Annotated in this window: 29 protein-coding genes; 12 read left to right on the forward strand and 17 right to left on the reverse strand. The window is 69.2% G+C overall.

The features are described 5' to 3' along the window. Nucleotides 1-123: 123 nt before the first annotated feature. Both G6N23_RS10420 and G6N23_RS10425 read left to right on the forward strand, forming a co-directional pair. The gene (locus G6N23_RS10420; RefSeq protein ID WP_235687142.1) at nt 124-1,221 is read left to right on the forward strand and encodes an AraC family transcriptional regulator; all 1,098 of its coding nucleotides are present in this window, start codon (nt 124-126) and stop codon (nt 1,219-1,221) included. Nucleotides 1,222-1,375: 154 nt separating this feature from the next. Further along, nucleotides 1,376-2,368 (forward strand): GlxA family transcriptional regulator, encoded by a 993-nt coding sequence (locus G6N23_RS10425; RefSeq protein ID WP_085259390.1) that lies wholly within the window; start codon nt 1,376-1,378, stop codon nt 2,366-2,368. Nucleotides 2,369-2,374: 6 nt separating this feature from the next. On the opposite strand, the gene G6N23_RS10430 is transcribed toward G6N23_RS10425, so the two are convergent. Genes G6N23_RS10430 through G6N23_RS10440 form a run of 3 tightly spaced genes read right to left on the reverse strand, consistent with a single transcriptional unit; the run spans nt 2,375 to nt 5,455 of the window. Further along, nucleotides 2,375-3,352, reverse strand: coding sequence for an NAD-dependent epimerase/dehydratase family protein (locus G6N23_RS10430; protein WP_085259492.1), 978 nt, complete (start codon nt 3,350-3,352; stop codon nt 2,375-2,377). Nucleotides 3,353-3,401: 49 nt separating this feature from the next. Further along, nucleotides 3,402-4,115, reverse strand: a complete 714-nt coding sequence (locus tag G6N23_RS10435) for an Rv0518 family GDSL lipase (RefSeq protein ID WP_085259391.1) — start codon at nt 4,113-4,115, stop codon at nt 3,402-3,404. A 47-nt stretch (nt 4,116-4,162) separates the two neighbouring features. Further along, nucleotides 4,163-5,455 carry an acyltransferase family protein gene (locus G6N23_RS10440; protein ID WP_085259392.1) on the reverse strand — a complete coding sequence of 431 codons (1,293 nt, stop codon included), beginning with the start codon at nt 5,453-5,455 and terminating at the stop codon, nt 4,163-4,165. A 190-nt stretch (nt 5,456-5,645) separates the two neighbouring features. Between G6N23_RS10440 and G6N23_RS10445 the strand changes: the two genes are divergently transcribed. The 5 genes from G6N23_RS10445 to G6N23_RS10465 all read left to right on the forward strand — a co-directional run bounded on the left by G6N23_RS10445 (nt 5,646) and on the right by G6N23_RS10465 (nt 10,137). After that, nucleotides 5,646-7,607, forward strand: a complete 1,962-nt coding sequence (locus G6N23_RS10445; protein ID WP_085259393.1) for a neutral/alkaline ceramidase — start codon at nt 5,646-5,648, stop codon at nt 7,605-7,607. 100 nt (nt 7,608-7,707) lie between these two features. Beyond that, nucleotides 7,708-8,163: an STAS domain-containing protein gene (locus tag G6N23_RS10450; protein ID WP_085259394.1), complete on the forward strand. Its 456-nt coding sequence runs from the start codon at nt 7,708-7,710 to the stop codon at nt 8,161-8,163. A gap of 89 nt (nt 8,164-8,252) precedes the next feature. Beyond that, complete coding sequence (locus tag G6N23_RS10455; RefSeq protein ID WP_085259395.1) at nt 8,253-8,744, forward strand: phosphatase PAP2 family protein; 492 nt, start codon at nt 8,253-8,255, stop codon at nt 8,742-8,744. After that, entirely contained in the window at nt 8,741-9,490 is a 750-nt protein-coding gene (yaaA, locus tag G6N23_RS10460) for a peroxide stress protein YaaA (protein ID WP_085259396.1), read from the forward strand. The genes G6N23_RS10455 and yaaA overlap by 4 nt, the downstream gene beginning before the upstream one ends. A gap of 5 nt (nt 9,491-9,495) precedes the next feature. Then, nucleotides 9,496-10,137, forward strand: coding sequence for a M15 family metallopeptidase (locus tag G6N23_RS10465; protein WP_085259493.1), 642 nt, complete (start codon nt 9,496-9,498; stop codon nt 10,135-10,137). Here the strand turns inward: G6N23_RS10465 and G6N23_RS10470 are convergent. Then, nucleotides 10,130-10,444, reverse strand: a complete 315-nt coding sequence (locus G6N23_RS10470; protein WP_085259494.1) for an MTH1187 family thiamine-binding protein — start codon at nt 10,442-10,444, stop codon at nt 10,130-10,132. The two genes, G6N23_RS10465 and G6N23_RS10470, sit on opposite strands and share 8 nt — an antisense overlap. Before the next feature lie 52 nt (nt 10,445-10,496). Here G6N23_RS10470 and dtd point away from each other — a divergent pair, with 52 nt between their 5' ends. Together dtd and G6N23_RS10480 are read left to right on the forward strand one after the other, a co-directional pair. Next, nucleotides 10,497-10,928: a D-aminoacyl-tRNA deacylase gene (gene dtd / locus G6N23_RS10475; RefSeq protein ID WP_085259397.1), complete on the forward strand. Its 432-nt coding sequence runs from the start codon at nt 10,497-10,499 to the stop codon at nt 10,926-10,928. Nucleotides 10,929-10,973: 45 nt separating this feature from the next. After that, nucleotides 10,974-11,399 (forward strand): DUF2834 domain-containing protein, encoded by a 426-nt coding sequence (locus G6N23_RS10480; protein WP_085259398.1) that lies wholly within the window; start codon nt 10,974-10,976, stop codon nt 11,397-11,399. Here the strand turns inward: G6N23_RS10480 and G6N23_RS10485 are convergent. From G6N23_RS10485 to G6N23_RS10500, 4 genes are all read right to left on the reverse strand, one after another. Continuing rightward, complete coding sequence (locus tag G6N23_RS10485; RefSeq protein WP_085259399.1) at nt 11,396-12,838, reverse strand: lipase maturation factor family protein; 1,443 nt, start codon at nt 12,836-12,838, stop codon at nt 11,396-11,398. The genes G6N23_RS10480 and G6N23_RS10485 overlap by 4 nt on opposite strands. Before the next feature lie 48 nt (nt 12,839-12,886). Then, nucleotides 12,887-14,161: a competence/damage-inducible protein A gene (locus G6N23_RS10490; protein ID WP_085259400.1), complete on the reverse strand. Its 1,275-nt coding sequence runs from the start codon at nt 14,159-14,161 to the stop codon at nt 12,887-12,889. Between the two features lie 24 nt (nt 14,162-14,185). Continuing rightward, nucleotides 14,186-14,662 carry a hypothetical protein gene (locus tag G6N23_RS10495; protein WP_085259401.1) on the reverse strand — a complete coding sequence of 159 codons (477 nt, stop codon included), beginning with the start codon at nt 14,660-14,662 and terminating at the stop codon, nt 14,186-14,188. Nucleotides 14,663-14,790: 128 nt separating this feature from the next. Then, nucleotides 14,791-15,036 (reverse strand): hypothetical protein, encoded by a 246-nt coding sequence (locus G6N23_RS10500; protein ID WP_085259402.1) that lies wholly within the window; start codon nt 15,034-15,036, stop codon nt 14,791-14,793. Between the two features lie 115 nt (nt 15,037-15,151). On the opposite strand from G6N23_RS10500, the gene G6N23_RS10505 reads away from it, so the two are divergent. Then, nucleotides 15,152-15,943, forward strand: coding sequence for an HAD family hydrolase (locus G6N23_RS10505; protein WP_085259403.1), 792 nt, complete (start codon nt 15,152-15,154; stop codon nt 15,941-15,943). A 131-nt stretch (nt 15,944-16,074) separates the two neighbouring features. Continuing rightward, the gene (locus tag G6N23_RS10510; protein ID WP_085259404.1) at nt 16,075-17,205 is read left to right on the forward strand and encodes a nitronate monooxygenase; all 1,131 of its coding nucleotides are present in this window, start codon (nt 16,075-16,077) and stop codon (nt 17,203-17,205) included. A gap of 13 nt (nt 17,206-17,218) precedes the next feature. Here G6N23_RS10510 and G6N23_RS10515 read toward each other — a convergent pair whose 3' ends face one another. The 8 genes from G6N23_RS10515 to G6N23_RS10550 form a co-directional block, all read right to left on the reverse strand. Further along, a complete protein-coding gene (locus G6N23_RS10515) occupies nt 17,219-17,668 on the reverse strand; it encodes a hypothetical protein (RefSeq protein WP_085259405.1) in 450 nt (149 codons plus the stop codon). After that, nucleotides 17,668-18,951 (reverse strand): DUF58 domain-containing protein, encoded by a 1,284-nt coding sequence (locus tag G6N23_RS10520; RefSeq protein WP_085259406.1) that lies wholly within the window; start codon nt 18,949-18,951, stop codon nt 17,668-17,670. Before G6N23_RS10520 ends, G6N23_RS10515 begins: the two co-directional genes overlap by 1 nt. Then, nucleotides 18,948-19,952: an AAA family ATPase gene (locus tag G6N23_RS10525; RefSeq protein ID WP_095173863.1), complete on the reverse strand. Its 1,005-nt coding sequence runs from the start codon at nt 19,950-19,952 to the stop codon at nt 18,948-18,950. Before G6N23_RS10525 ends, G6N23_RS10520 begins: the two co-directional genes overlap by 4 nt. Beyond that, nucleotides 19,949-20,437: a hypothetical protein gene (locus tag G6N23_RS10530; protein WP_085259407.1), complete on the reverse strand. Its 489-nt coding sequence runs from the start codon at nt 20,435-20,437 to the stop codon at nt 19,949-19,951. Before G6N23_RS10530 ends, G6N23_RS10525 begins: the two co-directional genes overlap by 4 nt. Beyond that, on the reverse strand, nt 20,434-21,390 hold the full coding sequence (locus G6N23_RS10535) for a DUF4129 domain-containing protein (RefSeq protein WP_085259408.1): 957 nt from the start codon (nt 21,388-21,390) through the stop codon (nt 20,434-20,436). Before G6N23_RS10535 ends, G6N23_RS10530 begins: the two co-directional genes overlap by 4 nt. A gap of 132 nt (nt 21,391-21,522) precedes the next feature. After that, nucleotides 21,523-22,542: a phosphogluconate dehydrogenase (NAD(+)-dependent, decarboxylating) gene (gene gnd / locus G6N23_RS10540; protein ID WP_085259409.1), complete on the reverse strand. Its 1,020-nt coding sequence runs from the start codon at nt 22,540-22,542 to the stop codon at nt 21,523-21,525. 12 nt (nt 22,543-22,554) lie between these two features. Beyond that, nucleotides 22,555-23,970, reverse strand: a complete 1,416-nt coding sequence (locus G6N23_RS10545; protein WP_095174181.1) for a glucose-6-phosphate dehydrogenase — start codon at nt 23,968-23,970, stop codon at nt 22,555-22,557. 83 nt (nt 23,971-24,053) lie between these two features. Next, nucleotides 24,054-24,476, reverse strand: coding sequence for a hypothetical protein (locus G6N23_RS10550; RefSeq protein ID WP_085259410.1), 423 nt, complete (start codon nt 24,474-24,476; stop codon nt 24,054-24,056). A 143-nt stretch (nt 24,477-24,619) separates the two neighbouring features. Here G6N23_RS10550 and G6N23_RS10555 point away from each other — a divergent pair, with 143 nt between their 5' ends. Further along, nucleotides 24,620-25,192, forward strand: a complete 573-nt coding sequence (locus tag G6N23_RS10555; protein ID WP_085259411.1) for a YceI family protein — start codon at nt 24,620-24,622, stop codon at nt 25,190-25,192. 1 nt (nt 25,193) lies between these two features. Here the strand turns inward: G6N23_RS10555 and G6N23_RS10560 are convergent, their stop codons facing one another. Beyond that, entirely contained in the window at nt 25,194-26,291 is a 1,098-nt protein-coding gene (locus tag G6N23_RS10560) for a DUF7159 family protein (protein WP_085259412.1), read from the reverse strand. Nucleotides 26,292-26,623: the final 332 nt, after the last annotated feature.

Consider the following 26,623-nt stretch of genomic DNA (forward strand, 5'->3'; position numbering starts at 1 on the left):
GCACCGAGCGCCGCGACCGCCCCGTGGTCTTACCAAAGCGGCGATGCCCAGGCGTGTCTGCGACGCGCGCCATGTACACCAGACGCGCATCGGCGTCGCGGCGGCCGTCGATGCCGGGTCGCGATGTCGGCGGTTGTGGGAAAGATGTCGCATCGGACCCAGTTTGTGCGCCGCACCGAAGCGGACACTGCTGGGGTGACGGCACCTCCGACATCCATTCCTGACTCGATCGCGCACCGATTGGGCTTTGCCCCGGAACGCCGCCTCGCCACATCGGACGGGTCACTGTCGGCAGCGATCTGGCGGTTCTGCAACAGACCGTCCTATGAACTGTGCCGCAGCGCAGATCGGAACATCGACGTCATCGCGATGCCGATCAGCGGACGCCACCACCACACCTACTTCGGTAACGGCCGGCTGAAATGGAGCCGTTCGCACCCGCCATTTCACCTGAACATGGTGGTTGCCGGCGAGCAACCGCGCGGAGTGTTCGTCTCCGACCAGCCGTTCACCTATCTGCACGTCTATGTACGGCACGCCCTGGTCGAGCAGCTGGCCGTGGACAGCGGCGTGCTGGCCGTCGGCCGGACGGTAACCCTCATCGACCCGATGTGTTCGCACGATCCGTTCGTCGAGTTCGTCTTCCGGCAGCTTCTGCGTGAGATGAGCTGTGGCGACCGGATTTCGCGGACGATGTTGGCTGCCTTGGGCCAGCAACTGATCGCCGGTCTGCTGCGACGACATTCGAGCGTTTCCGGCTCGAGGACTCTCGCCGCCAAACTCATTACCGGCTACCCCGATTGGCGTCTCCGCCTCACTATCGAATACCTCGAGGCGCACCTCGCCGACCCCCTTGACCTCGGCGAGATCGCTGCGTCAGTGTGCCTGTCAGTGCCACGCCTTGCCGCACTCTTTCGAGACGCGACCGGCGAGCCACCCCGCCGCTGGCTGATGAACCGCCGCTTCGCGCGAGCGTGTGAACTGCTTGCGACCTCGTCGCTGAGTGTCACCGAGATAGCTCATCGATGCGGATTCGCCAGCTCCCAACATCTCGCCACGGTGATGCGACGGCGGCACGCGACTACGCCGAGCACCTACCGGAGGCAAGTTCTGGGCTCACACACCTACAACCATGACACCGGAAACCGGGATCATGTCGCTATCTGTGGGATGCACGGCGGAAATGACCCTCGGGACCGGAGCGCGGTTGCAGCAGACTGACCTTCATTGAGTGGAGGTCGATGATGCGCTTGGTTGTTGCGATGACCGGGGCGACCGGTGGAGTTGGTATTCATCTGGTGGAGGTAAGCCGATGTCCTCGACTCCAGACCTACCTGGGGCGGACGCCACTTCCCACACGTGTGAGGGGATTTCGGTGAGTAGGACGGTGGTGCTCGTCGTCTTCGATGGCGTGAAACTCCTGGATGTCGCGGGCCCGGCTGAGGTGTTCGCCGAAGCCAATAGGTTCGGCGCGGAATACCAACTGAGAGTCGCGTCGGTGGACGGTCAGGCGGTGCGGACCTCGATCGGGATCCCGTTCTCGGTCAACGACCGGATTTCGGCATTGGCGTCCGTCGATACGGTTATGGTCGCGGGCGGTGACGAATTGGTCGGGCGGCCAATCGATCCGGCCCTGGTGGACGCGCTGAAGTGGGCCGCCACCCGCACCAGACGACTGGCGTCGGTGTGTACCGGCGCGTTCATCCTGGCCCGGGCCGGGCTGCTCAGCGGTCGTCGTGCGACCACCCATTGGCGCCACACCGGGCGGCTGGCGCGTGCGTTCCCCGACATCGACGTCGAACCGGATGCGATCTTCGTCCGTGACGGCGACGTCTTCACCTCGGCGGGAGTGTCGTCGGGCATCGACTTGGCGCTGGCCCTGGTCGAGCAGGATCACGGTACCGAACTGGCCCGTCAAGTCGCCCGCACTCTGGTGGTGTACCTCAAACGGGCCGGCGGGCAATCACAGTTCTCGGTCCTGGTGGAAAGCGATCCCCCACCGGGGTCGGCGCTACGAGGTGTTCTCGATTCGATCGCGGCTGATCCCGGTGCCGAACACAGCGTGAAAGCCCTTGCCGCGCAGGCGTCGGTGAGTACGCGTCAGCTCACTCGAATGTTTCACGCGGAACTGGGAATCACCCCGGCCCGCTACGTCGAAACGATCCGGATCGACATCGCCCGAGGAGCGCTCGACGCAGGTCACAGCGTCACAGACACGGCGCGCCTGGCCGGCTTCGGCAGCACCGAGACGCTGCGGCGGGTTTTCGCCAATCACCTCGGCATCTCACCGAAGGCTTACCGAGACCGATTCCGCACCACCGGATCCCGGCGACCAACCGGGCCCGGCGCTGCGCACGCCGTCGGGTGAAAGCGGCTAAGCCCGAATCGCCGCGACCGTGTCGGCCAGTGTTTCCCGCGGATCGCGGAACACCACGCCGAGGTCGCGTTCGGCCGGCGAATCATCGGACACCGGCATCTGGGTGTAGTACTGCATGCCCGCCGCGGTGAGCGGCGTGGTGATCGGTAGCACCCGTTCGGCCTGATCCATCAGACGCCCGACCCAGCGCAACGCGACATCGGGCAGCGGCGCGGCAAGCATGGCCGAGCCGGACACCGTCGCGAAAAGGCTCGCCAGCTGCCGCGCGGGCACCCGGTGGCCACCGGCCATGTAGCGGCGCGGGCCGTGTCCGGGCTCCAGCAGTGCGACGTGCAATGCCGCCAGGTCGCGCACGTCGACGATCAGCCATGCCGCGCTGCGGCCAGGGATCACCCGCATCCGCAGCGCGGCCCGTACGCCCTCGCCGGCCTCACCGAACCGGTCGCCGACCGGCGGACCGAGCACCATGCCCGGATAGGTGATGCTCACCGGGGAGCCGGCATCCTGCAGGCCGCGCACATAGCGCTCCTCGCGAGCCTTGGACCGGCCGTACCCGTCGGAACCGCCCGCCACCGGTAGGTCGGCACGCAGGGTATGCAGGCCGGCCCGGAACAGCGCGGTGAAGCTCGAGACGTGGATGATCGGGTCCAGGCCCAGTTCGACCGCACTGCCGAGCACGTTATGGGCGCCTTCGGAATTGGTCGCCATCATCCGCGCGTTCTGGCGCGGATCGGTGGCGACCAGTGCGGCAGCATGCACGACGGCATCGCAGCCCTTCAGCGCGCGCCGCACCGACTCGGCGTCGGTGATGTCGCCGACGACGTGGTCCGATACGTCGACACCGAGCCGTTCGACGCTGGTGTGCAAACCGTCGGGCTTGCGCACCAGGAAGCGCACCCGGTGCCCAGCGTCACTGATCGCCTTCGCGGTCCAGCCGCCGACGAATCCGGTTCCTCCGGTGATCAGCACCCGCATCGCAGCCATCCACCGATTCTGCTACGGCTCGGGCCCCGCCCGGGGCGGGTCAGGTCCGCCGGGGCAACTGACCGGCGACCAGCGGCACGATCTTGTCCGCCATGTAGGCGTGCCCGGCGTCGGTGGGATGCACACCGTCGGGACCGATCAGCTCCGGCCGGCCGACGAACCAGCGCTCGGCCAGCGGATCAACGAACTCCGCCCCGACGACCCGCGCCTCGCCGCTGAGGATGTCGCGGATGCGCCACACGTTGCCGGGCACGTCGGCGGTGGGCCACGGCGGCCCGATCACCAGCATCCGGGCCGACGGGGTGGTCCGCCGGGCCAGGCCCAGGGTGTCGGCAATCAACCGGGTCAGCTCGCCCGGCTCGACATCCTGGTCGTTGCGGGAGCCGAAGAACACCACCAGCGCATCGTCGGGCTGCACGGCTCGGGCGGTGAGATCCCCGAAAAGTCCGCCGCGGTTGCCGCGCACGGCATAACCGGCGCCGCCTTCGGCCGCCACGTCGGCGCTGACGTAGATCCCACGCCCGGCCAGGGCCTGCCAGGCCCGCGCGGTCCAGTTCGCCGCGCCGCGACCGGTGCCTTCAAACCCCGCGGTGTAGGAGTCTCCGATCACCGCGACTCGGTTCGGCGAAGCACTCAGTGGCACGGTCTCGTAATGGCGGGCCGAAACGTGGTCACGGGCCAGGTAGCCGGTTCCCCCCACGACGGCGACGACGACCGCCACCAGCGAGACCGTAAACGTCATCACCCGGCTCACAGCCCACCTCCCCGATCGGCAACGCGCACCCCGCTACTGTCGGCGCCTCAGGGCACACTGACCGGAACCGCCGCGGTGCGCTCATCGAGGATCTCATCGACCGATTCGACGGCCAACGGGTGCTCCAAGGGCGTCACCCGCGCCGTCTCGGCCCGAGCACCGACCATCCTGCGCATCCAACGCCGACCCGGCTCCTCGACGCCGTGGAATAGCAGCACCGACATCAACGTCGCCGCCGCCAACAGTCCGCACACCAGCCACTTGGCCGCGGTCGCCCCTTCGTCCAACACGATCTCGAATTGTATTGCCGCCCAGTTCCACGCCGTATGGACCAGCTCGTGAACCATGTACAGGCAGAACGAGATCTGTCCTCCGTAAACCATCAGCCGAGTCGACAACAGCACGGGCAGGCTGCCGGTTCCCAGCGCCAGGGCCATCACCAACGGCACGAACAGCACGTCGACCAGTCCGCCACTGTCGTAGAGCCCGGAGATCGGATGCGCATCGAAGTAGTACAGGATGCCGACGGTCGCGGCGATGAGCAGTGCGGAGCAGTATCCGGCGGCGCGGCGGCCGCGCTCGCTCAGTCCATGCGGCGGTCCGAGCTTCGCCTCTCCTCCGTCGAGCCTCGCCGAACCGCCGGCCTGCAGCTTGCGCACCGAAGCGCAGGCCAGCGCACCGGCGGTGAACTGCATGACGATGCGCGGCAACCAACTCCACGGGGTGTAGAACTGGCCGGTGGCCAGCAACAACAGCAGCGGCGGCAGGGATGCGACGATCGCCAGGACGGCCAGCCCCCGCGCCGATGTCGCACGCATCATCCGGTACACCACCAGGATCAACCCGCCGAACAGCAGGTAGGCCAGCCATTCGGCGCTGATCGACCAGGCCGGCCCGTCCCAGCTCGACCCGTCGAAGAACGGCTCGAACCACAACTGCACCAGCAGGACCTGGCGCACATAGCTGGTCGCGGTCAGCCGGCTGAGGTCTTCGGTCGGCACGTGGCCGACGTGCAGGGTGAAGATCACCCACAGCAGCGCCAGGTGCAGGGTGACCAGGTAGATCGGCCAGACCCGGGCCAGCCGCAACCACAGGAAATGAAGGGTGGCCCGCGGCGAGAACGACTCCCCCATCCGTTCCAGATAGTTCCAGGTCAGCACGAATCCACTGAGGATGAAGAACAGGTCGACGCCCTGGGCTCCACGGTCGAGTACCGGGGCGAGCGCGTCGCTGAATGCCGGCGACGCCAGTCGCAGCAGCGGCCGGAAATGGAAGAGCACCACCCACACCGCAGCGATGATGCGAAGCCCGGTGAGGGCTTTGATCTCTCCGCTGCGCACAACACTCTTTCGCCGGTGGGCCCTGCTGTCTCGGTCGCCTTGGGTGCGGACCCGCCGGGACAAACCCGCGATCGGCAGCCGCAACCGGTGGCCGGCAGCCATCGCAGACTAGCAGCGGGACCGTCCGCGGTGAAGTTGCCGACCGGGTGTGCCTGCAGGGTAATTGCCGACCGTTGTGAATACTGAAGCGATGCCAGACGCCTATCAGGTAGGTCGTGGGATAGCCGACATCACCGGCGAGCCGGCGGAGTGCGGAATGCTCGGCTACGGAGTGGCGTCCCAACAGACGTCCGGCCTGCACAACCGGCTCCGCGCCCGGGCCTTCGTGATCGTCCACCCGGGCCCGTCCGGCCCCGACACACGGCTTTTGCTGGTGGTCTGCGAGCTGCCGCTACTGTTGGAAAGCGTGCACCGGGAGGTGCTCGGGCGCCTCGCCACGGCCTACGGCGAGCTCTACAGCTTCCACAACGTGATGCTGACCGCGACGCACACCCACTGCGGACCGGGCGGTTACTCCGATCATTGGCTCTACAACTCCAACACCGGCGGGTTCCGGCCGCAGACGTTCGCCGCGATCGTCGACGGCATCTGCGAGGCGGTGGAACGCGCGCATGCCGATCTCGCGCCCGCCGGCTTGAGCTTGGCCGTCGGTCGGCTGCACGACGCGAGCAGCAATCGCTCACCGTCGGCGTTCGCCCGCAACCCGGCGGCCGACCGCGCCCAGTTCCCCGACGCCATCGACCCGCAGACCACGCTGCTGCGCATCGAACGCAGCGGGCGGCTGGTCGGCGCGGTGAACTGGTTCGCCACCCACGGCACGTCCATGACCAACCGCAACACCTTGATCAGTGGCGACAACAAGGGCTACGCCGCCTACCAGTTGGAGCGCCTCGACCGCGGCGTCGACTACCTGGCCTCCGAACCACCGGAATTCATCGCGGCCTTCGCCCAGACCAACGCCGGGGACATGTCGCCCAACCTCAACCACCGCCCCGGCAGCGGACCCACCGAAGACGAGTTCGAGAACACCCGGATCATCGGGGCCCGGCAGGCGGCCGTGGCGACCGACCTGACGACCGGGCACGGTACCGAGGTCACCGGTGGTCTCGACGCGCTGGCCACCTACGTCGACCTGTCGAATTTCGAGGTCCGGCCCGAATTCACCGGCGACGGCCGCGCCCATCGCACCGGCCCCGCGCTGGCCGGCGCGGCGGCGCTGGCCGGCACCGACGAGGGTCCCGGCCCACTTCATCCGCTGGTCAGGCAGGGCCGGAACCGCATCGTCGATGCGCTGGTCACCAACACCGTCTACCGGCTGGCTCCGCGGCTGCGTGACGCGCACGCGCCCAAAGGGGCGGTGGGGCCGGGCAGCCGGCTGAACAAGGCCCTGACCCTGATGTCCAACGGCGGCCCGCTCCAGCTGCTGCGCATAGGCCAGCTGTATCTGATCGGCATCCCGGCCGAAGTGACCATCGTGGCCGGGCTGCGCCTGCGTCGCACCGTGGCCGCGATCGTGGGCGCCGAGCTGCGCGATGTGCTGGTGGCCGGCTACAGCAACGGCTACCTGCACTATGTGACCACTCCGGAGGAGTACCAGGAGCAGCGCTACGAGGGCGGCAGCACGATGTTTGGCCGCTGGGAGCTGGCGGCGCTGCAGCAGGTGGTGGCCGGGTTGGCCACCGCGATGCGCGACCAGCGGCCGGCACCGCCCGGCCGGGCCCCCGCCGAGCCGCCCCGCAGCCGGCGGTCACGCCGCCGGGTCCACCCGGACGAACCGGCCGCCGGTCACCGATTCGGGGACGTCCTGCAACCGCCACGGCCCCGCTACCGGCCGGGGGCCACGGTGACGGCGGTGTTCGCCGGCGCCTATCCGAACAACGACCTGCGCCGCGGCGGCACCTACCTGCGGGTTGAGCGCGAAACCGGCGAAGGATGGAGCACCGTCGCCGACGACGGCGACTGGTCGACGACGTTCCGCTGGGCTCGTACCGGCCGCCGTGGGTCGACCATCACCGTGACCTGGACGGTGCCCGAGAACGCCCCCGCAGGGCGCTACCGACTGCGCTACCACGGCGACGCCCGGGGGCGCGAGGGACGGATCACCGCGTTCAGCGGGCAGACGGAACCGTTCGATATCTCACCAAAGCGTTAATCGGCCGCCCAAGGTGCCTTAACTTCACCGCCTAACGTCGGGAAATGTCACGGTCGGCCGCTTGCCGGCAGTGAGCAGACGAGCAGAAGCGGGGGCTGGCATGGCTATCACGATCACCACTCGGGGCACGGCGCGGATCGGTCAGCAGGGCAACCCCACCGAGTGCGGTGGCGCGCAGATCCGGGCGCACTACCGTCACCTCGCGACGGTGATCACGATCCGCGGCCGGATCGATTCCTCCAACGTGGACCAGCTCAGCGAGCAGGCCCGGCGCTTCGTACTCGCGAAGGAGCCGCTGCTGCTCGACTTGAGCGGGGTCACCTCGTTCGCCGCCGCCGGCATCTGGCTGCTCTGCGTCCTCGACGGTGACTGCCGCGCCGCGGGCGTGGACTGGACGCTCATCGAGGGCCCGGCGGTCAGCGAACTGCTCGGCGACTTCGACGAGGACGCCATGTTCCCGACGGCGCGCTCGGTGGAGCAGGCACTGCACGCGCTCGCCGACGGCAACGACCAGCGTCGTCAGGCCTTGCTGCCGCTCTTCGAGAAGTCGGCCTAGCGATAGACCCGAAGCACCCGGGCGCCGCTGCGGCGCTGCGCTGGTGGCCGCCGGTCGGACTGCTGGCGACGCTGGCCCTGGGTTTGGCGGTGGGCCGCGGCTCGACAACTCTCGACAGCTGGTTCGGCCACCGCATCCGTGAGGTCGTCGGCGGACAGCCACGGTGGCTGTTGACCTTCACCAGCGGCTGGCTGGTGCTCGCCGTGCTGGCGGGCTCTCTGACGCTCACCCTGCTCAGGCGGCAGTGGGCGCTGACGGCTGCGGTGCTGGTCTGCCCGTTCGCCGTCACCGCGGTCGCCCAGGCCCTCAAGCACCTCTTCGACCGCCGCAACGGCCCGTACCTGGAATATCCCAGCGGGCACACTGCGCTACTGGTCGCGGTGCTGGGCATGATGGTCGTGGTGGCCCGCGGTCGCCGGACGGCCCGGCTCTGGGCGCTGGTCCTGGCCACGGCGCTGAGCCTGCTGGGCATGCTCGGATTGGTGGCCTGCGGTTATCACTTTTTCACCGACACCCTCGGCGCCGCGATGCTCGCCACCGCGCTGGTGTGCGCAGCGGCTCGATTAACGTCTGCGCTGTGATCGTGCTGCTACCGCCCTCAGAGACCAAGCGGGCCGGCGGCGACGGGCAGCCGCTGCGCCTCGAGGCACTGGGGTCCCCGCAGCTCACCGAGCTGCGGGCCGCGCTCGTCGACGAGCTGGTCGCCCTGGCCGCCGATCGCCAAGCCAGCCGGCGCGCGCTGGCGCTCTCGGCCACCCAGGACGCCGAGATCGAGCGCAATGCGACGTTGCGCGCGGCGCCGACAGCCCCGGCGATCAACCGCTATACCGGCGTGCTGTACGAGGCGCTGGACGTCGCCTCGCTGCGCGGCGCGGCGGCGGCCCGGGCCGCGGCGCGCCTGGCGGTCGGTTCGGCGCTGTTCGGGCTGCTGCGGGCCACGGATCCGGTGCCGGCCTACCGGCTGTCGGCGAGCTCGAAGCTGCCCGGCCGGCCCGGCCTGGCCCAACGCTGGCGGCCGGTGCTGGAGCCGGTGCTGGCCGAGATCGCCACCGCCGAACTGATCGTCGACCTGCGGTCCGGCTCATATGCGGCACTGGCCAAGATCCCCGGCGCTGTCCGCGTCGATGTGGCCGCCGAACACACCGATGGCCGGCGGGTGAGCGTCAGTCACTTCAACAAGGCACACAAGGGCAGACTGGCCCGGGCGCTGGCGACCACCAGGTCCGAGCCCGACGACGCCGCGGCCGTGGCGATGATCGCGCGCCGGGCCGGGATGCGGGTGGAACGCGACGGCCACCGGCTGACCGTCGTGGTACCGGCGACATGATCAGGATGTCGGCGGTGTTGCCGCTGCTGTTGGTCGCCCTGACCGGTGGGATCGGTGTGGCGTGGGCCGCCCCGCCTCCGGTCTCCCCTCCGGCCCGGGAGGCCGGTTTCATCGACGTCCGTAGCGCGGTCCCGGACGCGATCATCGATCTGCGGTATGCCACGGCGAACAACTTCACCGGCGTGCAGCTGTATCCGGCTGATGCCCGGTGTCTGGTGCACGAGTCACTGGCCCCCGGGTTGACGGCGGCAGCCGATGCGCTGCGCGCTCGCGGCCGAACGCTGGTGTTCTGGGACTGCTACCGGCCGCACGACGTGCAGGTGCGGATGTTCGAGGTGGTGCCGAATCCGAACTGGGTGGCCCGGCCGGGTCCGCTGGCCCGCAGCCATGAGACCGGGCGGTCGGTCGATGTGACGACCGCCGATCCGCAGCGGCGTCCGGTCGAGATGGGCACCGACTTCGATGATTTCTCGCCACGCGCCGCGGCGTTCGCAGCCGGGCTCAGCGCACGGGCCGCGGCCGAACGCGCCACCCTGCGTGAGGCGATGAGCGCCGGTGGCCTCGCCGTCTACTCCGCGGAGTGGTGGCACTTCGACGGACCGGGTGCCGGCGTGGGCAGGCCCATCCTCGACGTCCCGGTCAATTAGGTGGTGGCGCCGCCAGGTGCCGCTCCACCGACTCCACCTTGGTGGTCATCGCGTCGACCGCGCCGGTGCGCCAGTCGGCCTTGATCACGGTGCTTACTCGTGGTGACCGGGCCGCCACCGCTTCCACCGCCCGCTGCACGACTGCCATCGCCTCGGCCCAGCTGTCGCTTTCGATCACGGTGAACATCGAATCGGTGCGATTCGGCAGGCCCGACTCGCGCACCACCCGCACCGCTTCCGCCACGATCTCACCGACTCCCTCGCCCACCCCGAGGGGCGTGACCGAGAACGCAACCAGCACCGACACCTGACCCACCCTTCCCGGAGTCCCCCGTGCGAGCGTACCTACCATCGAGCCCATGCGGGTTCTGGTGCAACGCGTCTCGTCGGCCCGGGTCTCGGTCGACGGCGACACGGTCGGCGCAATCACCCCGGAAGGACAGGGGTTGGTGGCGCTGGTCGGGGTCACCCACGACGATGACGTGAACACGGCCCGGCGGCTCGCCGACAAGCTCTGGCGGTTGCGCATTCTCGACGACCAACGATCGGCGTCGGATGTCGGCGCACCGATCCTGGTGGTCAGCCAGTTCACGCTCTACGCCGACACCGCCAAGGGGCGACGCCCGTCCTGGAACGCCGCCGCACCGGGGACGGTCGCGCAGCCGCTGGTGACCGAGTTCGCCGAGGCGCTGCGGCGGCTGGGCGCGCAGGTGGCAACCGGCCGATTCGGGGCGCACATGCAGGTGGAGCTGGTCAACGACGGCCCGGTGACCGTGTTGCTCGAGCTCTGAGCCGAAACCGCGGTGCGCGCCGCGGCACGCCGTTAGCGTTGACGGATGGACACAGCCGTCAAGATCCGCTGCAGCGTCTACGCCGCGATCGCCGCAGTCGCTTTCGTGGCCACCTGGAGTCAGAATTTGGCCTACCAGGTCACCGCTCTGGACTTCTTCAGCAGCTTCTGGCGCGAGACTCGGCTGACCCCGGCATCCCGGTCGGTCACGATCGACATCCTGATGTTCGGGCTCGCCGCGGCGGTGCTGATGGTGTCCGAGGCGCGCAAGCATGGCGTACGACTGGTGTGGGCCTACATCGTGGGCGGCTTGTTCGTCGGGATCAGTGTGACGTTTCCACTGTTTCTGATCGCCCGTCAGCTTCGGCTGAATTCCAGCGAAACGCCGAAGCTTCCGGCGAAGGACATCGTGTTGCTGACGGTGGTTGCGGTGACGGTGCTGATCGCGGTGGTCTGGATCGGGGCGGGCTAGTCGATGCTTGCCGACCTCGGCGGTAAGTAGACACCCACCAGGCTGCGATGCCACCACGCCCGATCTCGCCGAAGCTCGGCCGCGGTGGTGAAGCGGTAATCGTAGAGCAACGCCCGCACGAACTGCGGCGGATCGTCGGGAAAAGGGTTGTGGCGCAATAGCCGCAGCGTATCGCGGTCATTGCGCAGCAGGCGTTGCAACAGTGCATCACGCCACGGTTGCGCGTAGGCCGGTGACAGCGCAGCGAACCACATCAACCAGTCCAGTCGCAGATGGTACGGCGCCCATTGCCTTGGAAGCCGGTCCAGCGCACCGGGCTTGCCCTTGAACTCGTATTCGCGCCAGACCGTCCGCTCGGTGAGCTCGGCTTCGGCGGTCCCCTCGATCACCACTTCTCGGCGCGAGCGCCCCACCGTTCCGAACGCCCCGTAGGTGTTGACCAGATGAAAGGGGTTGAACGAGGCGTTCATTCGCTGATTGCGCGATGCCAGATTGCGCACCGGCCAGTAGCTCAGGACCACCACTAACACCGCGAAGGTGATCACCACTGCGGTGAACCACGCCGGGGGCCCGGGCATCGCCGGGGCTGGCAATCCCGGAAGCAGCCCGGTGAACCAAGACTGGTCGAGCGCGCCGGCGGCCAGCACGATCGTCACCCAGTTCAGCCAGGCGAAGTTGCCCGAGGCCACCAGCCACAGCTGGGTGACGATGATGATCACCGCCGCCACCCCGGCGATCGGCTGCGGCCCGAACAACCCGAACGGCACCACAAGCTGGGCGATGTGGTTGCCGGCGGCTTCGATCCGGTGCAGCGGTTTGGGCAGGTGGTGGAAGAACCAGCTCAGCGGTCCCGGCATCGGCTGGGTCTCGTGGTGGTAGTACAGGCAGGTCAGGTCGCGCCAACAGGAATCGCCGCGCAGCTTGATCAGGCCGGCCCCGAACTCGATCCGGAACAGCAACCACCGGGCCAGCCACATCACCAGCACCGGCGGCGCGACGCGGTCGTTGCCCAGGAACACCACCAGCATCCCGCTCTCCAGCAGGATCGATTCCCAGCCGAACGAGTACCACGTCTGGCCGACGTTGACGATCGACAAATACATCGCCCACAGCAGCAGCCAGATCGCCATCATTGCCCACAGCGGCACCAGTTCGCCGGCGCCCGCCACCAGCGCGGCCGCCGACGCCGCACCCAGCCAGCAGATGCCGGCGAAGAACCGATCCGAGTAGTACAGATGAAAGATGCTGGGGGTCACCCGGAATGGCCGTCGACGCAGATACCGCGGCACCGGCAGCATGCCGTGTTCACCGATCAGTGCACGGAACTGCCGAGCGGCGGCGACGAAGGCGATGACGTAAATGGCGGCGATGCCGCGTTCCAGCACCAACCGGCCCAGCCAGTAACCGGATTCGCCAGACCACGCCCACTGTGTGTTCACGCCCGCAACTCCTCGGTGAGATGTTCATACCACCGGTTGCGGTCGTAATCAGGCGGTTGACAAGGCGCGGTGCAGCAGATGCATGGCCACCGTCGTCGACCGTTCCCGGACGTCGGCCCGCTCCCCCGGCAGCCGAGTGGTCCGGGTGAGTAACCGGCCGTCCCCGAGCGCCACACAGAAGCACACCGTGCCCACCGGCTTGTCCGGCGTTCCGCCACCGGGCCCGGCGATTCCGGTGATGGCCACCGCCGTATCGGCCGCAAATCGGAGCAGCGCGCCGGCGGCCATCGCCTCGGCCACCGGCTCGGACACCGCGCCGTGCTCGGCGATCAGCGCCCCGTCGACGCCGAGCAGATCCACCTTCGCGTCGTTGGAGTAGGACACCACCCCGCCGGCGAGGTAATCCGAGGCCCCGGGCGGGTCGGCAAGTCTTCCCGCCAACAGCCCCGCGGTACAGGATTCCGCGGTCGCGATCCGGCGGCCGGCCAGCAGCCTTGCCACCAGATCGTCGATACGCGAACCGTCTTCGGAGAAGATCGCCCGGGCGTGGCGCTCGCGCAGCAACTCGAGCAGTCGGCCGTAGGCCGCGGCGGCGTCGGGTTCGTAGCGGGTGACGATCTCGAGCTCGCCGCGGCGCAGACAGGTGGTGATCTCCAGTCGCAGGAAGTCGGGGATGACCTCCTGCGCGTGTCGCAGCGTGTCGGCCAGGCCGGACTCGGGCAACCCGAACATCCGCACGGTCTGCTGTTCGTAGTGGGTGCGGCCGGCGATCGCCTGCTGCACCTCGGTGGTGGCTATCGCCTTGTACCACATCGGTTGCAACTCGCGTGGCGGACCGGGCAGCACCACCACCGTCGGAGCGCCGGGGACCACCACACCCGGTGCGGTGCCCACCGGATCGAGAACGGCCGCGCCGGCCGGGACCATCGCCTGCTTGCGGTTGGCCGCCCGGACCGTCGCGAAGTCCGGGGCCCCCGGTCCGGTGAAGCGCGCCATCATCGGCCTGATGATCTCGGCGATCCGTTCTTCCAGCGCGGTATCGAGCACCACATCGCGCCCGCAGAACCGGGCCACGGTGTCGACCGTCAGGTCATCAGCTGTCGGTCCCAGACCGCCACTGGTGATGATCAGGTCGACACCCTCGCCGGCCAGGAACCGCAGTTGGGCCTCGATGTCGCGCGGCCGATCACCGCAGATCGTGATGTGCGCCAACTCGACTCCCAGTTCGAGGAGCCGGTCGGCCAGCCAGGGGCCATTGCGATCGGCGATCCGTCCGGTGAGTACCTCGGTACCGGTGACCACGATTCCTGCACGTGCGCTCACCGGTCCGAGGTTACGCAGTCACCGTCAGGGCAGGCCGGGAATGAGCATGACCTCCATCGGAGCCACCGGAGCCGACGGCGCGAACACACTGGGGACCGCCGCGGTCGGTGCTGGTGTCGGGGGACCGAAGTTGGGCATCGGGAACGGCAGCACCGATGTCAGATTGGCCGGAAAGCCGGACAGTCCGGGCAGGCCGGTGGCTTGGGTGGTGGGCGTCATGGCGCTCGAGGTCGGCGGAACGTTGAAGGTGGCAGTGGCGAGAGGCGACTGCGCCGGTGCCGCCGGTGCCATCGAGGTTCCGCTCAGCGCCGATGTGGTGGTCTGCAGTAACTGCTGCGGGATGGTGGTCGAGGACGCCACCACCTGCTCGACGACCCCGGGCAGCCCCGGGTTGATCGGCACCGCGTCCGCGCCTGCGGTCGCGCTGGAAGCGAGTGCCGACAGGAACAATCCCGCTGCGGCGCCGGCCGCGACGGTGAGGCAATTTCGAATTCGTGACATGGCTTCTTCCCCATCCCGATAACAACAAGGTCGAAACCGAAGCTATCCGTGTGAAAGAAGTTGCCCGTGTGACACGAGGGGGGGTTATCCAACCGTTGCGAACCGGAGGCGTCGCGGTTATCGGGCCCTTACCGGGCCAGCCAGCTCTGCACCTTCGCGAGTTCGGTCGTGTAGGCGAACAGGACCGAGTCCTCATAGAGCGCCCCGCCGTTGATGGTTCCGCTGTCGCGCCACACGGCGTGGACGTGGATGATCCCGCGGCGGTAGATGTCGATGCGCTCCCGCCGGGTGCGCTGCCAGCCCAGTTGCTCGGCCTGCTCGGCCAGTGCTTGCCGCACGTCGGTCGCGGTGGTCTCACTGGTCTTGGTGCTCATTGCGCCGGCCCCTCTTTTGGCATAGGCCAAATACGCTATCAGCTGCCGATTCCGTGTCCGTTCTTGCGGCGCGTGGTCACCTCGGCCGGCCGTGGCGGACGTAACATCGACGCCGATGACCGCATCACCGAGCGATCTGATCGCCGAGATCGGCCGGACTGAACCAGGAGCCCGGGTCGGAGCATTCTTCGATCTGGACGGCACCCTGGTGTCCGGGTTCACCGCCACCGCACATGCCGGCGACCGGATCCGCCGGCGTCAGGCCCGGGCCGGCGAGGTGCTCGGTGTCGTCGAGGCGGCCGTGCGATATCGCTTGGGCCGGATGCAATTCGAGCGGCTGTTGGTGCGGGCGGCGGGCTACCTGCGCGGCGAGTCGATCACCGACCTCGACGACGTCGGCGAGCGACTCTTCGCGGAGCACATCACCAGTCGGGTCTACCCGCACATGCAGGAGGTCGTGCGGGCACATCAGCAGCAAGGCCACACCGTGGTCTTGAGCTCCTCGGCGCTGACCATCCACGCCGAGCCGGTCGCCCACTACCTGGGTATCGAGCAGGTGCTGTGCAATCGTTTCGAACTCGACGAGCGGGGCGTCCTGACCGGAGGCATCGTCAAGCCGGTGGTGTGGGGATCCCAGAAGGCGACCGCGGTGCAGCGGTTCTGCGCGGACAACTGCGTCGACCTGTCGCAGAGCTTCTTCTACGCCGACGGCGACGAGGACGCCGCCCTGATGTCGCTGGTGGGCCGGCCCCGGCCGGTTAATCCGCGCCCGGGGCTGGCCGCGCTGGCGGTCGAGCACGGCTGGCCGGTGCTGCGGGTCACCGGTTCCAGCCGCGCGAGCGGCCGCTCGCTGCGTCGCGCCGCTGGTTTCGGGGTGGCCGTATTGCGCGCCTTCGCGGCCCACTGAGCCGCCACACGATTGGCGGTAGTGTTGCCTACATGAGGCCCACCGGTGGCCGACTGGCCTCGCCGAGCCGAGTCTGGTACTAAATTAGAACACGTTTCACTTCAATCCCGCCGCCCTTGAAGGAGTAGGTCATGCACACTCCCCTCTGCGACGAACTCGGCATCGAGTTCCCGATCTTTGCTTTTACGCACTGTCGCGACGTGGTCGTCGCGGTGAGCAAAGCCGGCGGTTTCGGGGTGCTGGGTGCGGTCGGCTTCACTCCCGAGCAGCTTGAGATCGAGTTGAACTGGATCGACGAGAACATCGGCGACCACCCCTACGGCGTCGACATCGTCATCCCCAACAAGTACGAGGGCATGGATTCCGGGCAATCCGCCGAGGAGCTCGCCGAATCGCTTCGCAAGCTGGTACCCCAGCAGCACCTGGACTTCGGCAAGAAGCTCCTGGCCGACCACGGCGTTCCGGTGGAGGGCGCCGACGAGGACAGCCTGCAGCTGCTCGGCTGGACCGAGGCCACCGCCACCCCGCAGGTCGAAGTGGCACTGCAGCACCCGAAGGTGACGATGATCGCCAACGCGCTCGGGACTCCCCCGGCCGACATGATCAAGCACATCCACGAGGCCGGCCGCAAGGTCGCCGCGTTGTGTGGTTCGGCTTCGCAGGCGCGTAAGCACGCCGCGGCCGGTGTGGACATCATCATCGCTCAGGGCGGCGAGGCCGGCGGCCACTGCGGCGAGGTGGGCTCGATCGTGTTGTGGCCCGAGGTCGTCAAAGCGGTGGCGCCGGTACCGGTGCTCGCCGCCGGTGGCATCGGCAGCGGCCAGCAGATCGCCGCGGCCCTGGCGCTGGGCACCCAGGGCGCGTGGACCGGTTCGCAGTGGCTGATGGTCGAGGAATCCTCGAACACCGAGGCCCAGCACGCGGCCTACATCAAGGCCAGCAGTCGCGACACCGTGCGCAGCCGGTCGTTCACCGGAAAGCCGGCCCGAATGCTGCGCAACGACTGGACCGAAGCGTGGGAGCAGCCGGACAACCCCAAGCCGCTCGGCATGCCGCTGCAGTACATGGTCTCCGGGATGGCAGTCCGGGCCACGAACAAGTACCCCAACGAGAGCGTCGACGTGGCGTTCAACCCGGTGGGTCAGGTCGTCGGCCAGTTCACCAAGGTGGAGAAGACCGCGACGGTCATGCAGCGCTGGGTGCAGGAATACCTCGAGGCCACCGGCCGGCTCGACGAGATCAACTCCGCGGCCTCGGTCTGACGATCGGTTGGCGCTACGCCAGGTACGGCCGCAGCGCCAGCACGTAGCAGCCCAGCGCGGCGGGCGCTGCCGCCAACGGTAACCACGGCAGCTGCAGTGGGAAGCTTGCCGCCACCACACCGACGACGCTGAATCCCGCCGCGCCCAGCAGCGTCGGGACGGTCACCGTGGTGGCGCCGTCGGCGGCGTGCCGCAACAGCAGGTGTCCCACCGCGGCCAGCCCGGCCACCGCCGCCGAGACGGTGGGCGGATCGGCGAACCCGATCACCGCGACGGCGAGCAGCACCGCGGCCGTCGCCGCGGGCCGCCACCAGAGCCCGGCCAGCACCGCACCGGCCGTGAGCAGCGCCCCGGCCGCGGCGATACCGGACGACCCGTAGCCGGCCGCCGCGGCCATCGCCAGCCCGCACGCGCCGGACAGCACCAGCGGCAGAGTCGCGGCGGCGTCGGCCGAGTGCTCCATCACCGCACCGCCGTCGGGCGATGGCGCTGCGTCACCAGACGCATGGCCTGTTCCAGTGGCTGCTGCTGTGACCACGATGCGACGTCGACGCCGACGCTGGCCATGTCCCGGTACATCGCGGTGCGCTGCAATGTCCAGATCCGCGCCACCAGCGGCTCGGGTTCCTCCTCGAATGGGGGGCCGGCCAGCACGTCGACCGCCAACACCACGTGCCCGCGCTTGCGCAGGTCGGTCAGTGCGAGCGCGAACTCGGTGTCCAGCAGGGTGGAGAACGCGATGATCAGGGCGCCTGGCGGCACCGCCGCCCGCGGTGCGAGCGTTCCGGTGGTGGTTTCAAAGCCGTCGCCGGAGCCCAGGACTGCGTCGACGATGCGATAGAACTGCCGCTGTCCGATATCCGCGCCGACCCAGCGCGGGTGCCGACCGCCGAGCGTGACGATTCCGGCGCGGTCACCGTTGCGCAACGCCGTCTGCACGACTTGCGCCGCGCCCAGCACCGACCGTTCGGTCGCGACCGTCGCGGGGCCGTGCGGCTGCGGGTAGGCGTCGATGAGCACCACCACGTCGGCCGCACGGTCGGTCAGCCGTTCGGTCACGTGCAGACTTCCCCGCCGGGCGCTGACCGGCCAATTCACCGAGCGCAACGGGTCGCCGGGCACATAGGCGCGGATGTCGGCGTATTCGACGCCGCGGCCCGGGTGCCGGGTCAGGTGGGTCCCGACGCGGTCGAGCAGCTCGCTGTGCGGGATCGGTGTGGGCTGCGGGGGCGCCGGCGGGAACACCGTGACCTCGGCGACGTCGACGGTGGCCGTCCCGGTCAACAGGCCGCCCCGCCCGACGGCGGTGACAGTGGCGCGAATCGGGTAACGGCCCCAGCGTCGGGCGTCGGCCGTCACCGACTTTCGGCACCCGGACTCACAGGCCTCGGCAACGGTGTCGAGTTTCATCGCCGGGTGCGCCGACACCTCCAGGTTCATCGCGGCCGCCTCGCCCACCGATGCCGCGGCCCGGATCGTCAATTCGACCGGCTCGGATTCGAAGCAGCGCTGCGACGCGGGGCTCGCGTGCACCCGCAACACCGGTACCGGCGGCTGCCAGCCCAGTGAGCACAGCACTCCGAGCAGTGGCGCGGCGAACGCGATCAGCTGCCAGCGCGACCCGCCGACCGCGACCACCAGGGCCAGCGCTGCGCCGCTCGCCAACGCACGAGCCAACGGCGAAGCCCGCCACAGCAATTCGACGTCAATGCCGGGGACCTCGCGGGACTGTGGCTGGTGCGTCATGGCGGCGCGGTGTCTGGCGCCGGCCCCGGCGCATCCGGGGTCCGCGGAACCGGCAGCCGCCGTAGGAGCTCTTCCACCACATCCGAACCCTGGATGCGCCGCACCCACATCTCGGGCCGCAGCGTGATCCGGTGCGCGACCGCCGATGTGGCCAGTGCCTTGACGTCCTCTGGGATCACGTAGTCGCGGCCGAGCAGCAGCGCGCGCGCCCGGGCGAGCTGGATGAGGTCGAGTTCTGATCGTGGACTGGCGCCTACCGCCACCTGCGGATGGTGCCGGGTAGCGTTCGCCAGCGACACGACGTAGCGCAGAACGTCGTCGTGCACGCTGACCTGCTCCACCGACTCCCGCATCGCGACCACATCGCCGGCGTCGATCACCTGGCGCACCGTCGGCAGGGCGGCGCCCCGGTCGAGTCGCCGGCGCAGCATGGCCGCCTCGCCCTGTTCCGAGAGGTAGCCCAGGCGCAGCCTGATCGCGAATCGGTCCAGCTGTGCCTCCGGCAGCGGATAGGTGCCCTCGTACTCGATCGGGTTGTCGGTGGCCAGCACGATGAACGGGGCAGGCAGCCGGTGGGTGTTGCCATCGATGCTGACCTGGCCTTCGGCCATCGCCTCCAACAGGGCGGCCTGCGTCTTGGGCGGGGTCCGGTTGATCTCGTCGGCCAGCACCAGATTGGTGAAGATCGGGCCGCGCCGGAACTCGAAACGGCCCGAGGCCATGTCGTAGATGGTCGTGCCGAGCAGGTCTGCCGGCAGCAGATCCGGGGTGAACTGCACCCGGGTGAAGTCGAGGCCGAGCGCGGCGGCGAACGACCGCGCGATCAACGTCTTGCCCAGGCCCGGAAGGTCTTCGATGAGCACGTGACCGCCGGCGAGCACCGTGGTCAGAATGAGTGTCAGGGCGGCCCGTTTGCCCACCACCGCCTGCTCGATCTCGTCGAGCACCGCGTTGCAGCGCTCGGCGGTGACGGCCGCGGTGCCTGACAGTCCCGCGCTCATCGCTGCTCCAGCCGGTGCAGGATCTCCTCCAGCACCACGCGTCCCGGGCCGGGCCCACGGTCTCCGTCGGGCGCGACGTTGCCGGGATCCACCCAGGGCCACAGCTCCTCGCCGAACAGCATCACCCCGGTGGCGTTGAACGCCGCGGGGTTCTTCGCCCGGCGCTGTCCGGCGGAGACCTCGAAACGTCGTGCCAGGATCGGGCGCCAGCGCCGATCCCAGTCCGCTCTGGTCGATTCCGCCCAGCGGATTCTGGCCTCGGTGCCCGACAGCCACCGCCGCAACGACTCTCCGGGCTCGTCGGTGAGCGCCGCCGCCGCAGCGGATCCGGCGCCGCCCGTTGTCAGCAGCCGCCGGATGCCGACCAGCGACACCGCGACAGCGACACCCGCCGCCCACAACAGAGCCTCCGGCCGGTGGGCCAACAGCACCGCCAGCTGCACCGCGCCGATCACCAGAACACCTTGCAGTGCAAGAATTCTCATGTCGGAGCCCGCAACTCTGCGAGGACCAGCCGCAGTATCTCCTCCGCGTCGGCGCGGTGCCGCTCGGTCATCAGGTGCGGGCTGAACCGCGCCTCGGTGAACAGCTCCACCAGGCGCGATGCGTTTTCGGCCGGCAGCGCATGGTGTTCGACGGCCCGTGCCAGCACTTCGGTGGGCGTGTCGAACTCCCGCGGCGCGGCATCGGGAACATCGGCAAGATGGCGCTCCATGACCGCGTAGCAGGCGATGATCGCCTCCCGCGGCTCGCGGCTTCGGTCGGCGATCCGGGTCAAGCCGAGTTCTGCTGCCCGCGCCAGGGTTTCACCCGCACTGGGGGCCCGCCCCGCAGCTGTCGCCACCCCGGTTGCCGGCGACCGCGGCCTGGTCCGGCGGGCCCGTGCGATGAAGACCGCCGCGGCGATCAGCACCAGCAGGGCCGCGGTCACCACCAGCAGAGAACCGAGCAGCTCGCCTCTCGCACCGTCCGACAGCGGGTGCAGCGGCGTCGGGGCCGGGCTTTGCGGGGCATCCGGTGAGCCGGGCACATCACCGTGCTGCCCGAAGAATCCTGCCGGGACGGCGAATCGGTGCACCCCGCCCAGCCGCGCCAGCACCACGACCGCCAGCAACCACAACGCCACGGCGGCCAACCCGATCAGCAGCACCCGCCACGCCGGCTTCCCGCGGCGGGCGCCCGCTGTCCTCGAGAGTGTTCCCATGCTGCCGGGGACCGCAAGGCGGTGGCGTGCCCGCTGGACGACAGCGACCGCGACGGCGCCGACGGACACCGCCAGCAGCGCGGCCAGGATGATCGGTTCCAGCGGGCCCGAGGCGGCCGGGCGGTGCGCGACGTGCTCGCCGCCGGGCAGATATCCGCGCGTCGCCGCACCTGCGACGAGCAGCAGCATGATCAGGGCGATCACCGGCCCCGTCGTTCGGCCGGCAGCGGCCATGACCGGAACACCGCTCGTCTGAGTAGTTCGCCGTCGCTGCGGCATCCCCAATACTGGCACGCCAGGGCTGTGAGCGGCCAGGATCGGCGCGCTGCGCTGCCGCGCGGCTATCCGCCCCGGGCCGCGGTCAGCTCACGCAGATTTCTCGTCGTGCCCGCCGAACTGCTTGCGCATCGCCGAGAGCACCTTCGCACCGAACTCGAACAGATGACGTGAGGCGAAGCGCGCGTACAGCGCCGTGGTGAGCACCGGGGCCGGCACCCCTTCGTCGATCGCGGCGATGACGGTCCAGCGGCCCTCCCCGGAATCGGACACCCGGCCGGCGAATTCCTCCAGCGCCGGAGATTTCTGCAGCGCGCTGGCGGTCAGATCCAACAGCCAGGAGCCGATCACACTGCCGCGCCGCCAGACCTCGGTGACTTCGGGGATGTCGATGTCGTACTGATAGAACTCAGGATGGCTCAGCGGTGCGGTCTCGGCGTCGCCCTGCTGATCGGCCTTGCCGATATTGGCGTGGTGCAGGATGTTCAGCCCCTCGGCGATCGAGGCCATCATCCCGTACTCGATGCCGTTGTGCACCATCTTCACGAAGTGCCCGGCCCCCGACGGGCCGCAGTAGAGGTAGCCGTTCTCGGCCTGGGAGACCTCACCGTCGCGGCCCGGTGTGCGCGGGGCGGCATCGACCCCCGGGGCGATGGTGGCGAAGATCGGCTCGGCATGGTCGAAGGCGTCGCGGTCCCCTCCGATCATCAGGCAGTAGCCGCGCTCACGACCCCACACGCCGCCACTAGTGCCGCAGTCCAGCAGTCGAATACCTTTGTCGGCCAATAATTTTGCGTGCTTGATGTCGTCGCGGTAGTAGGAGTTGCCGCCGTCGATCACAATATCTCCGGCCGCCAGCGTGTCGGCGAGCTCTTCGATGACCCCGGTGGTGATCGAGCCGGCCGGCACCATCACCCACACCACGCGGGGGGTGGGCAGGTTCGCCGCCAGCTCGGCCGGCGAGGACACGCCGGTGCAGTTGGTCTCGGCGGCCAGCGCGGCGACCGCATCGGCATTATGGTCGTACACCACGCATTCGTGGCCGTCGGCGACCAGTCGCCGAACAAGATTGGCCCCCATCCGGCCCAGGCCGATCATCCCCAGTCGCATGTCTGTCCTCCCTCAGTGTGACCGGCCGCGCTCGGGCAGCCATGGCTCCTGCCAGCTCCGATGGCCGCGGACCAGCTCGCTTGCCGCCTCGGGTCCCCACGAGCCGCGCTCGTAGGCGTGGATCTCTCCCCGGTGCTCGAGCAGCGGGGCCACGATCCGCCAGGTCTCTTCAATGCTGTCCTCCCGGGCGAACAGCCGGCGGTCGCCGGTCATCGCGGCGTACAGCAACCGCTCGTAGGGCTGGATCGGTTCCCCGAGGTCCTCGGCGAACGAGGAGTCCAGGTGCACATCGCGCCAGGCGTGACCGTTCTGGTCGTCCTGAGCCACCAGCTGCAACCGCAGACCCGGATCGGGGTCGATGCGCAACACGATCTGGTTGCGTTGCGCCCGTTCGCGGTGCGGCATGAACGCCAGCGCCGGAACGCGACGGGTGAACAGCCGGACCTCGGTGACCCGTTCGGGAAGCGCCTTGCCGGCCCGCAGGAAGATCGGCACCCCCGCCCAGCGCCAGTTCTCGATCTCCAGGCGCAACGCCACGAACGTCTCGGTCTGCGACCCGTCGGCCACCCCGGCGACGTCGGTGTACCCGCGGTACTGGCCCCGCACGTAGTGCGCCGGATCGGCCGCCGGGATCGCCTTGAACACCTCGGCCTTCTTGTCGTTGAGGTCGTCGTCGCCGGGCCCGACCGGCGGTTCCATCGCGACCAGCGCCAGCACCTGCAGCAGGTGGTTCTGCACCACGTCGCGCAACGCACCGACGGCGTCGTAAAAACTGCCCCGGTCCTCGACGCCGAAATCCTCGGCCATGGTGATGTGGATCTCGGCGATGCTGTGCCGGTCCCACAGCTCGGCGAGCGTGGTGTTGGCGAACCGCAGGCACTCGAGGTCGGCGACGGGTTGCTTGCCCAGGAAGTGATCCACCCGCAGGATCTGGTCCTCGCGCAGCACCGCGCGCAATCGGGCGTTGAGGTCGCGCGCGGAGGCCAGGTCATGGCCGAACGGCTTCTCCACCGCCACCCGGGACCGCGCCAGCAGCCCGGCCCGGCCGAGGTTTTCCACGATCGGCGCAAACAGCGTCGGCGGCATCTCCAAGTAATACAGGCACTGCCGATCGGCGCCGATCCGCTCGGCGAGCTGTTCATAGAGCGCGGCATCGGTGACGTCGCCGTGCAGGTAGGACAGCCGCTTGGCCAGCCGGCCGAACACCGCCTCGTCGAATGGCTCGCCGGTGTGCCGGATCGCCTCGCCGGCCCGCTTGACCAGCTCCTCTACCGTGATGTCGTCACTGGCCACGCCCAGGATGGGGCCATCCAGCAGCTTGCGGCGTTCCAGGCGGTACAGCGCACGGAATGTCATCTTGCGGGCCAGGTCCCCGGTTATCCCGAAGATCACCAACAATTCCGACGTTGCATCCTCGCGTCCGCCCAAGTCCGGCACCTCCTGCGTATCGCTTCCCACTCGAAGCTAACGCAGCATCCTGGACAAATGCTCCGGACAGGCGCGACGCGCGATCACCCGACCTGGGCGATCCCGGGCGGGAAGTACGGTCCGATGCCCCCGGTGTAGATGCCCGGCTGCCAGCCCTGCGCGCCCAGGCACAACAGCGGCAGCCCGTCCGCCGACTGCGCGGCCGACTGCGGGTTCGGGCACGGCGAGCCGATGTCCTGCACTCCGTAGAGCGGGTAGGAGATCTGCCAGAAGCCGGTGTCCTTGGGCGGCCACTGGTTGGCGATGAAATGGCATGCCAGCGCCTGGCCGTTGGGGCCGTGGCCGTAGATGAAGCGCTCCCAGCTGAAGCAGGCATCGCCCTGCCGGGCGCCTTCGGCCATGCCCGGGACGTCACCGGGGTAGGCAACAGCGACCGGTGCCGCACCGACCGCGGCTGCCCCCACAGCGCCGGCGACGAAAGTGGCTGCAGCTAGTTCACGAATCATTCTTCGCCCTTAGTCTTCTCGTTACTGGCCAGCAGGCGGCCCCGGGGGAAGCCTAACGGGTGGCCGCAGCGCCTCATCGCGAATCCGCCGAATGCCGCCGCCCGTCGCCCCCGCCGGCCCGCCACGCCGCTAGAGTGCCGCAGATGGCCGGGGCGCAGGGGCGGTGCGACGGGACGCACGGACAACTTCGGCTCGAGACGGGCGTGACCGGTCGCGCCGCGAAGATGGGCCATCGTCTCACCATCGCCATGCAGCGCTGGCAGGCGGCGGTGTCATGGTCCGGCGAGCGGCCCACCGCCGTGACGCTGACCGTCGAGGTGGATTCGCTGCAGGTGCTGCGCGGCGACGGCGGATTGACCCCGCTGACCGCTCCGGAGAAGTCACTGATCCGCACCAACGTGTTGAAGTGTCTCGGCGCCGGCCGGTACGGCCAGATCCGGTTCGAGTGCGACGACATCGAATCGGCCGGCGACGGCTATCGGCTGGCCGGGACACTACAGATCCACGGCCGGAGCAGGCCGCACGTCGTCGAGGTGCGGGTGAGGCCGCCGCATCAACCGAGCGGTTCCTGGCGGCTCGATGGCGACACCGTGGTGCGCCACAGCGACTTCGGTGTACAGCGCTATTCGATGCTGATGGGCGCCATGCGGGTCGCCGACGAGGTGACTGTGACCTTTACGGCGACCGTCGCGGACGACGAGATCCGCGGAGCCTGACTCAGCGGCCGGGCAGCCGCGGAAGACGTTCGCGGAACCGGTCCAACAATGACGGTCCGCTGCTCGGCGGGGGTGCCGGCGGCTCCGGGGCCACTGCCGGTCCGTCCCACAGCGAACCGAACTCGACCGGTTGCTCCGGCGGCTCGGCCGACGGAGCGGGGCCAGCCGGCGGCAGCGCCACCGGAGCAGCGGGTGGTGGGGCGGCCGGCACGGCGACGCGAGCCACCGTCACGTGCTCGGACGGACGCACGTCCGGGGCATCCCGGCCCGGGACCATCTGCAGGCTCAGCGCGGCGGACAGGGAGGCCACAAAGGTCACCGCTCCCCCGGTCAGCATCGTCAGGGCCCCGACGTATGACAGGGACATCGCACGCCCCGAGCCGATGCGCAACCCGGCCGGGGTGCCGGCCACCGGCGGGCCGGGCAGGTCGGCGTGCGGGGCCAGGGCCAGCGCCGCGCCGCGCGCCAACGCCTGCTGTGCTCCGGCCTGGACGAACACCGGCACCGAAAGCCTGGACTCCAGGCGGCGCCCGAGCCGGTCCATGCCGCGCATGGAGCCGGCCACCATCAGCACCTCGGGCCGCCGGCCACCGGATCCGAACGTGTCGGCCAGCCAGCCGATCACCTCGTCGGTGCCACCGATCGGACAGGCGGTGACGATCGGATCCTCGCCACCGGAACCGTCGAACAGCACCAGCGTGGCCAATCCGGGCTCCACGACGCACACCGCCGGCTGTTGACCGCGCTGTCCGATGCCACTGGTCAATGCGGCGGCGGCCCGACTGAAACGTACCGGCACCACGTTGTCGAAACCGGCATCGGCCAACGATTCCAGCAGCAGGGCGGCCCCGACGGCTGCTTCGTCGCTCCAGGTAACTCCCACGCCGCGCAGCCGGTCACCGCGGCCGGCCAGCACCGTGCGGACCCGAGCTGCGACGGCCGAGGCCGACGACGCCGTGCTCACCGCATCGAGGCCGGCATCACTGCGACTGATTGCGAACTCGTCACCGGAAACCGTCGGGCAGCCATCGGCCCGTCCTTCGGCCATGACCCAGCCGATCGTCGTCGGCGTCATCGCCAGCCCCAGTACCGTATCCAAAATCGCGCGCCCCAATCGTCCTGATCTGCGATGTCACCGCGTCGGCGGAGAGCCTTCGCCTCGCCCGGGGTGGGGCTCGGCGGGCACCGGAACGGACCGGGGACAGCCCAGGACAGTGTGGTCTTGTCGGCTTACCGGAGGCGAGCCTACGCGTGTCGGACGCTTGTGCCTAACCGGGTCCAGCCCGTAAATCAGGTATGCTATGTCGCTAGTCGGATCCCCGAGACGGCCGCGGAGTTGCGGATGGCGGCCGTTGTTGCATGTTGAGGGCCCGGCACCGAAGGTGGCGTGCTATGCGTCGCGATCGACAGATTAGCTACTTTGAGAATATT

Source organism: Mycolicibacter terrae (genome assembly GCF_010727125.1).
GTDB lineage: Bacteria > Actinomycetota > Actinomycetes > Mycobacteriales > Mycobacteriaceae > Mycobacterium > Mycobacterium terrae.

Coding starts and splice junctions, on each gene's coding strand:
- G6N23_RS10450 (WP_085259394.1), top strand. CDS start 7,708: ATGGCTATCACGATCACCACTCGGGGCACGGCGCGGATCGGTCAGCAG.
- G6N23_RS10525 (WP_095173863.1), bottom strand. CDS start 19,952: ATGAGCGCGGGACTGTCAGGCACCGCGGCCGTCACCGCCGAGCGCTGC.
- G6N23_RS10420 (WP_235687142.1), top strand. CDS start 124: ATGTCGGCGGTTGTGGGAAAGATGTCGCATCGGACCCAGTTTGTGCGC.
- G6N23_RS10550 (WP_085259410.1), bottom strand. CDS start 24,476: ATGATTCGTGAACTAGCTGCAGCCACTTTCGTCGCCGGCGCTGTGGGG.
- G6N23_RS10430 (WP_085259492.1), bottom strand. CDS start 3,352: ATGCGGGTGCTGATCACCGGAGGAACCGGATTCGTCGGCGGCTGGACC.
- G6N23_RS10530 (WP_085259407.1), bottom strand. CDS start 20,437: ATGAGAATTCTTGCACTGCAAGGTGTTCTGGTGATCGGCGCGGTGCAG.
- gnd (WP_085259409.1), bottom strand. CDS start 22,542: ATGCGACTGGGGATGATCGGCCTGGGCCGGATGGGGGCCAATCTTGTT.
- G6N23_RS10555 (WP_085259411.1), top strand. CDS start 24,620: ATGGCCGGGGCGCAGGGGCGGTGCGACGGGACGCACGGACAACTTCGG.
- G6N23_RS10520 (WP_085259406.1), bottom strand. CDS start 18,951: ATGACGCACCAGCCACAGTCCCGCGAGGTCCCCGGCATTGACGTCGAA.
- G6N23_RS10500 (WP_085259402.1), bottom strand. CDS start 15,036: ATGAGCACCAAGACCAGTGAGACCACCGCGACCGACGTGCGGCAAGCA.
- G6N23_RS10445 (WP_085259393.1), top strand. CDS start 5,646: ATGCCAGACGCCTATCAGGTAGGTCGTGGGATAGCCGACATCACCGGC.
- G6N23_RS10465 (WP_085259493.1), top strand. CDS start 9,496: ATGTCGGCGGTGTTGCCGCTGCTGTTGGTCGCCCTGACCGGTGGGATC.
- G6N23_RS10510 (WP_085259404.1), top strand. CDS start 16,075: ATGCACACTCCCCTCTGCGACGAACTCGGCATCGAGTTCCCGATCTTT.
- dtd (WP_085259397.1), top strand. CDS start 10,497: ATGCGGGTTCTGGTGCAACGCGTCTCGTCGGCCCGGGTCTCGGTCGAC.
- G6N23_RS10480 (WP_085259398.1), top strand. CDS start 10,974: ATGGACACAGCCGTCAAGATCCGCTGCAGCGTCTACGCCGCGATCGCC.
- G6N23_RS10505 (WP_085259403.1), top strand. CDS start 15,152: ATGACCGCATCACCGAGCGATCTGATCGCCGAGATCGGCCGGACTGAA.
- G6N23_RS10515 (WP_085259405.1), bottom strand. CDS start 17,668: ATGGAGCACTCGGCCGACGCCGCCGCGACTCTGCCGCTGGTGCTGTCC.
- G6N23_RS10535 (WP_085259408.1), bottom strand. CDS start 21,390: ATGGCCGCTGCCGGCCGAACGACGGGGCCGGTGATCGCCCTGATCATG.
- G6N23_RS10495 (WP_085259401.1), bottom strand. CDS start 14,662: ATGTCACGAATTCGAAATTGCCTCACCGTCGCGGCCGGCGCCGCAGCG.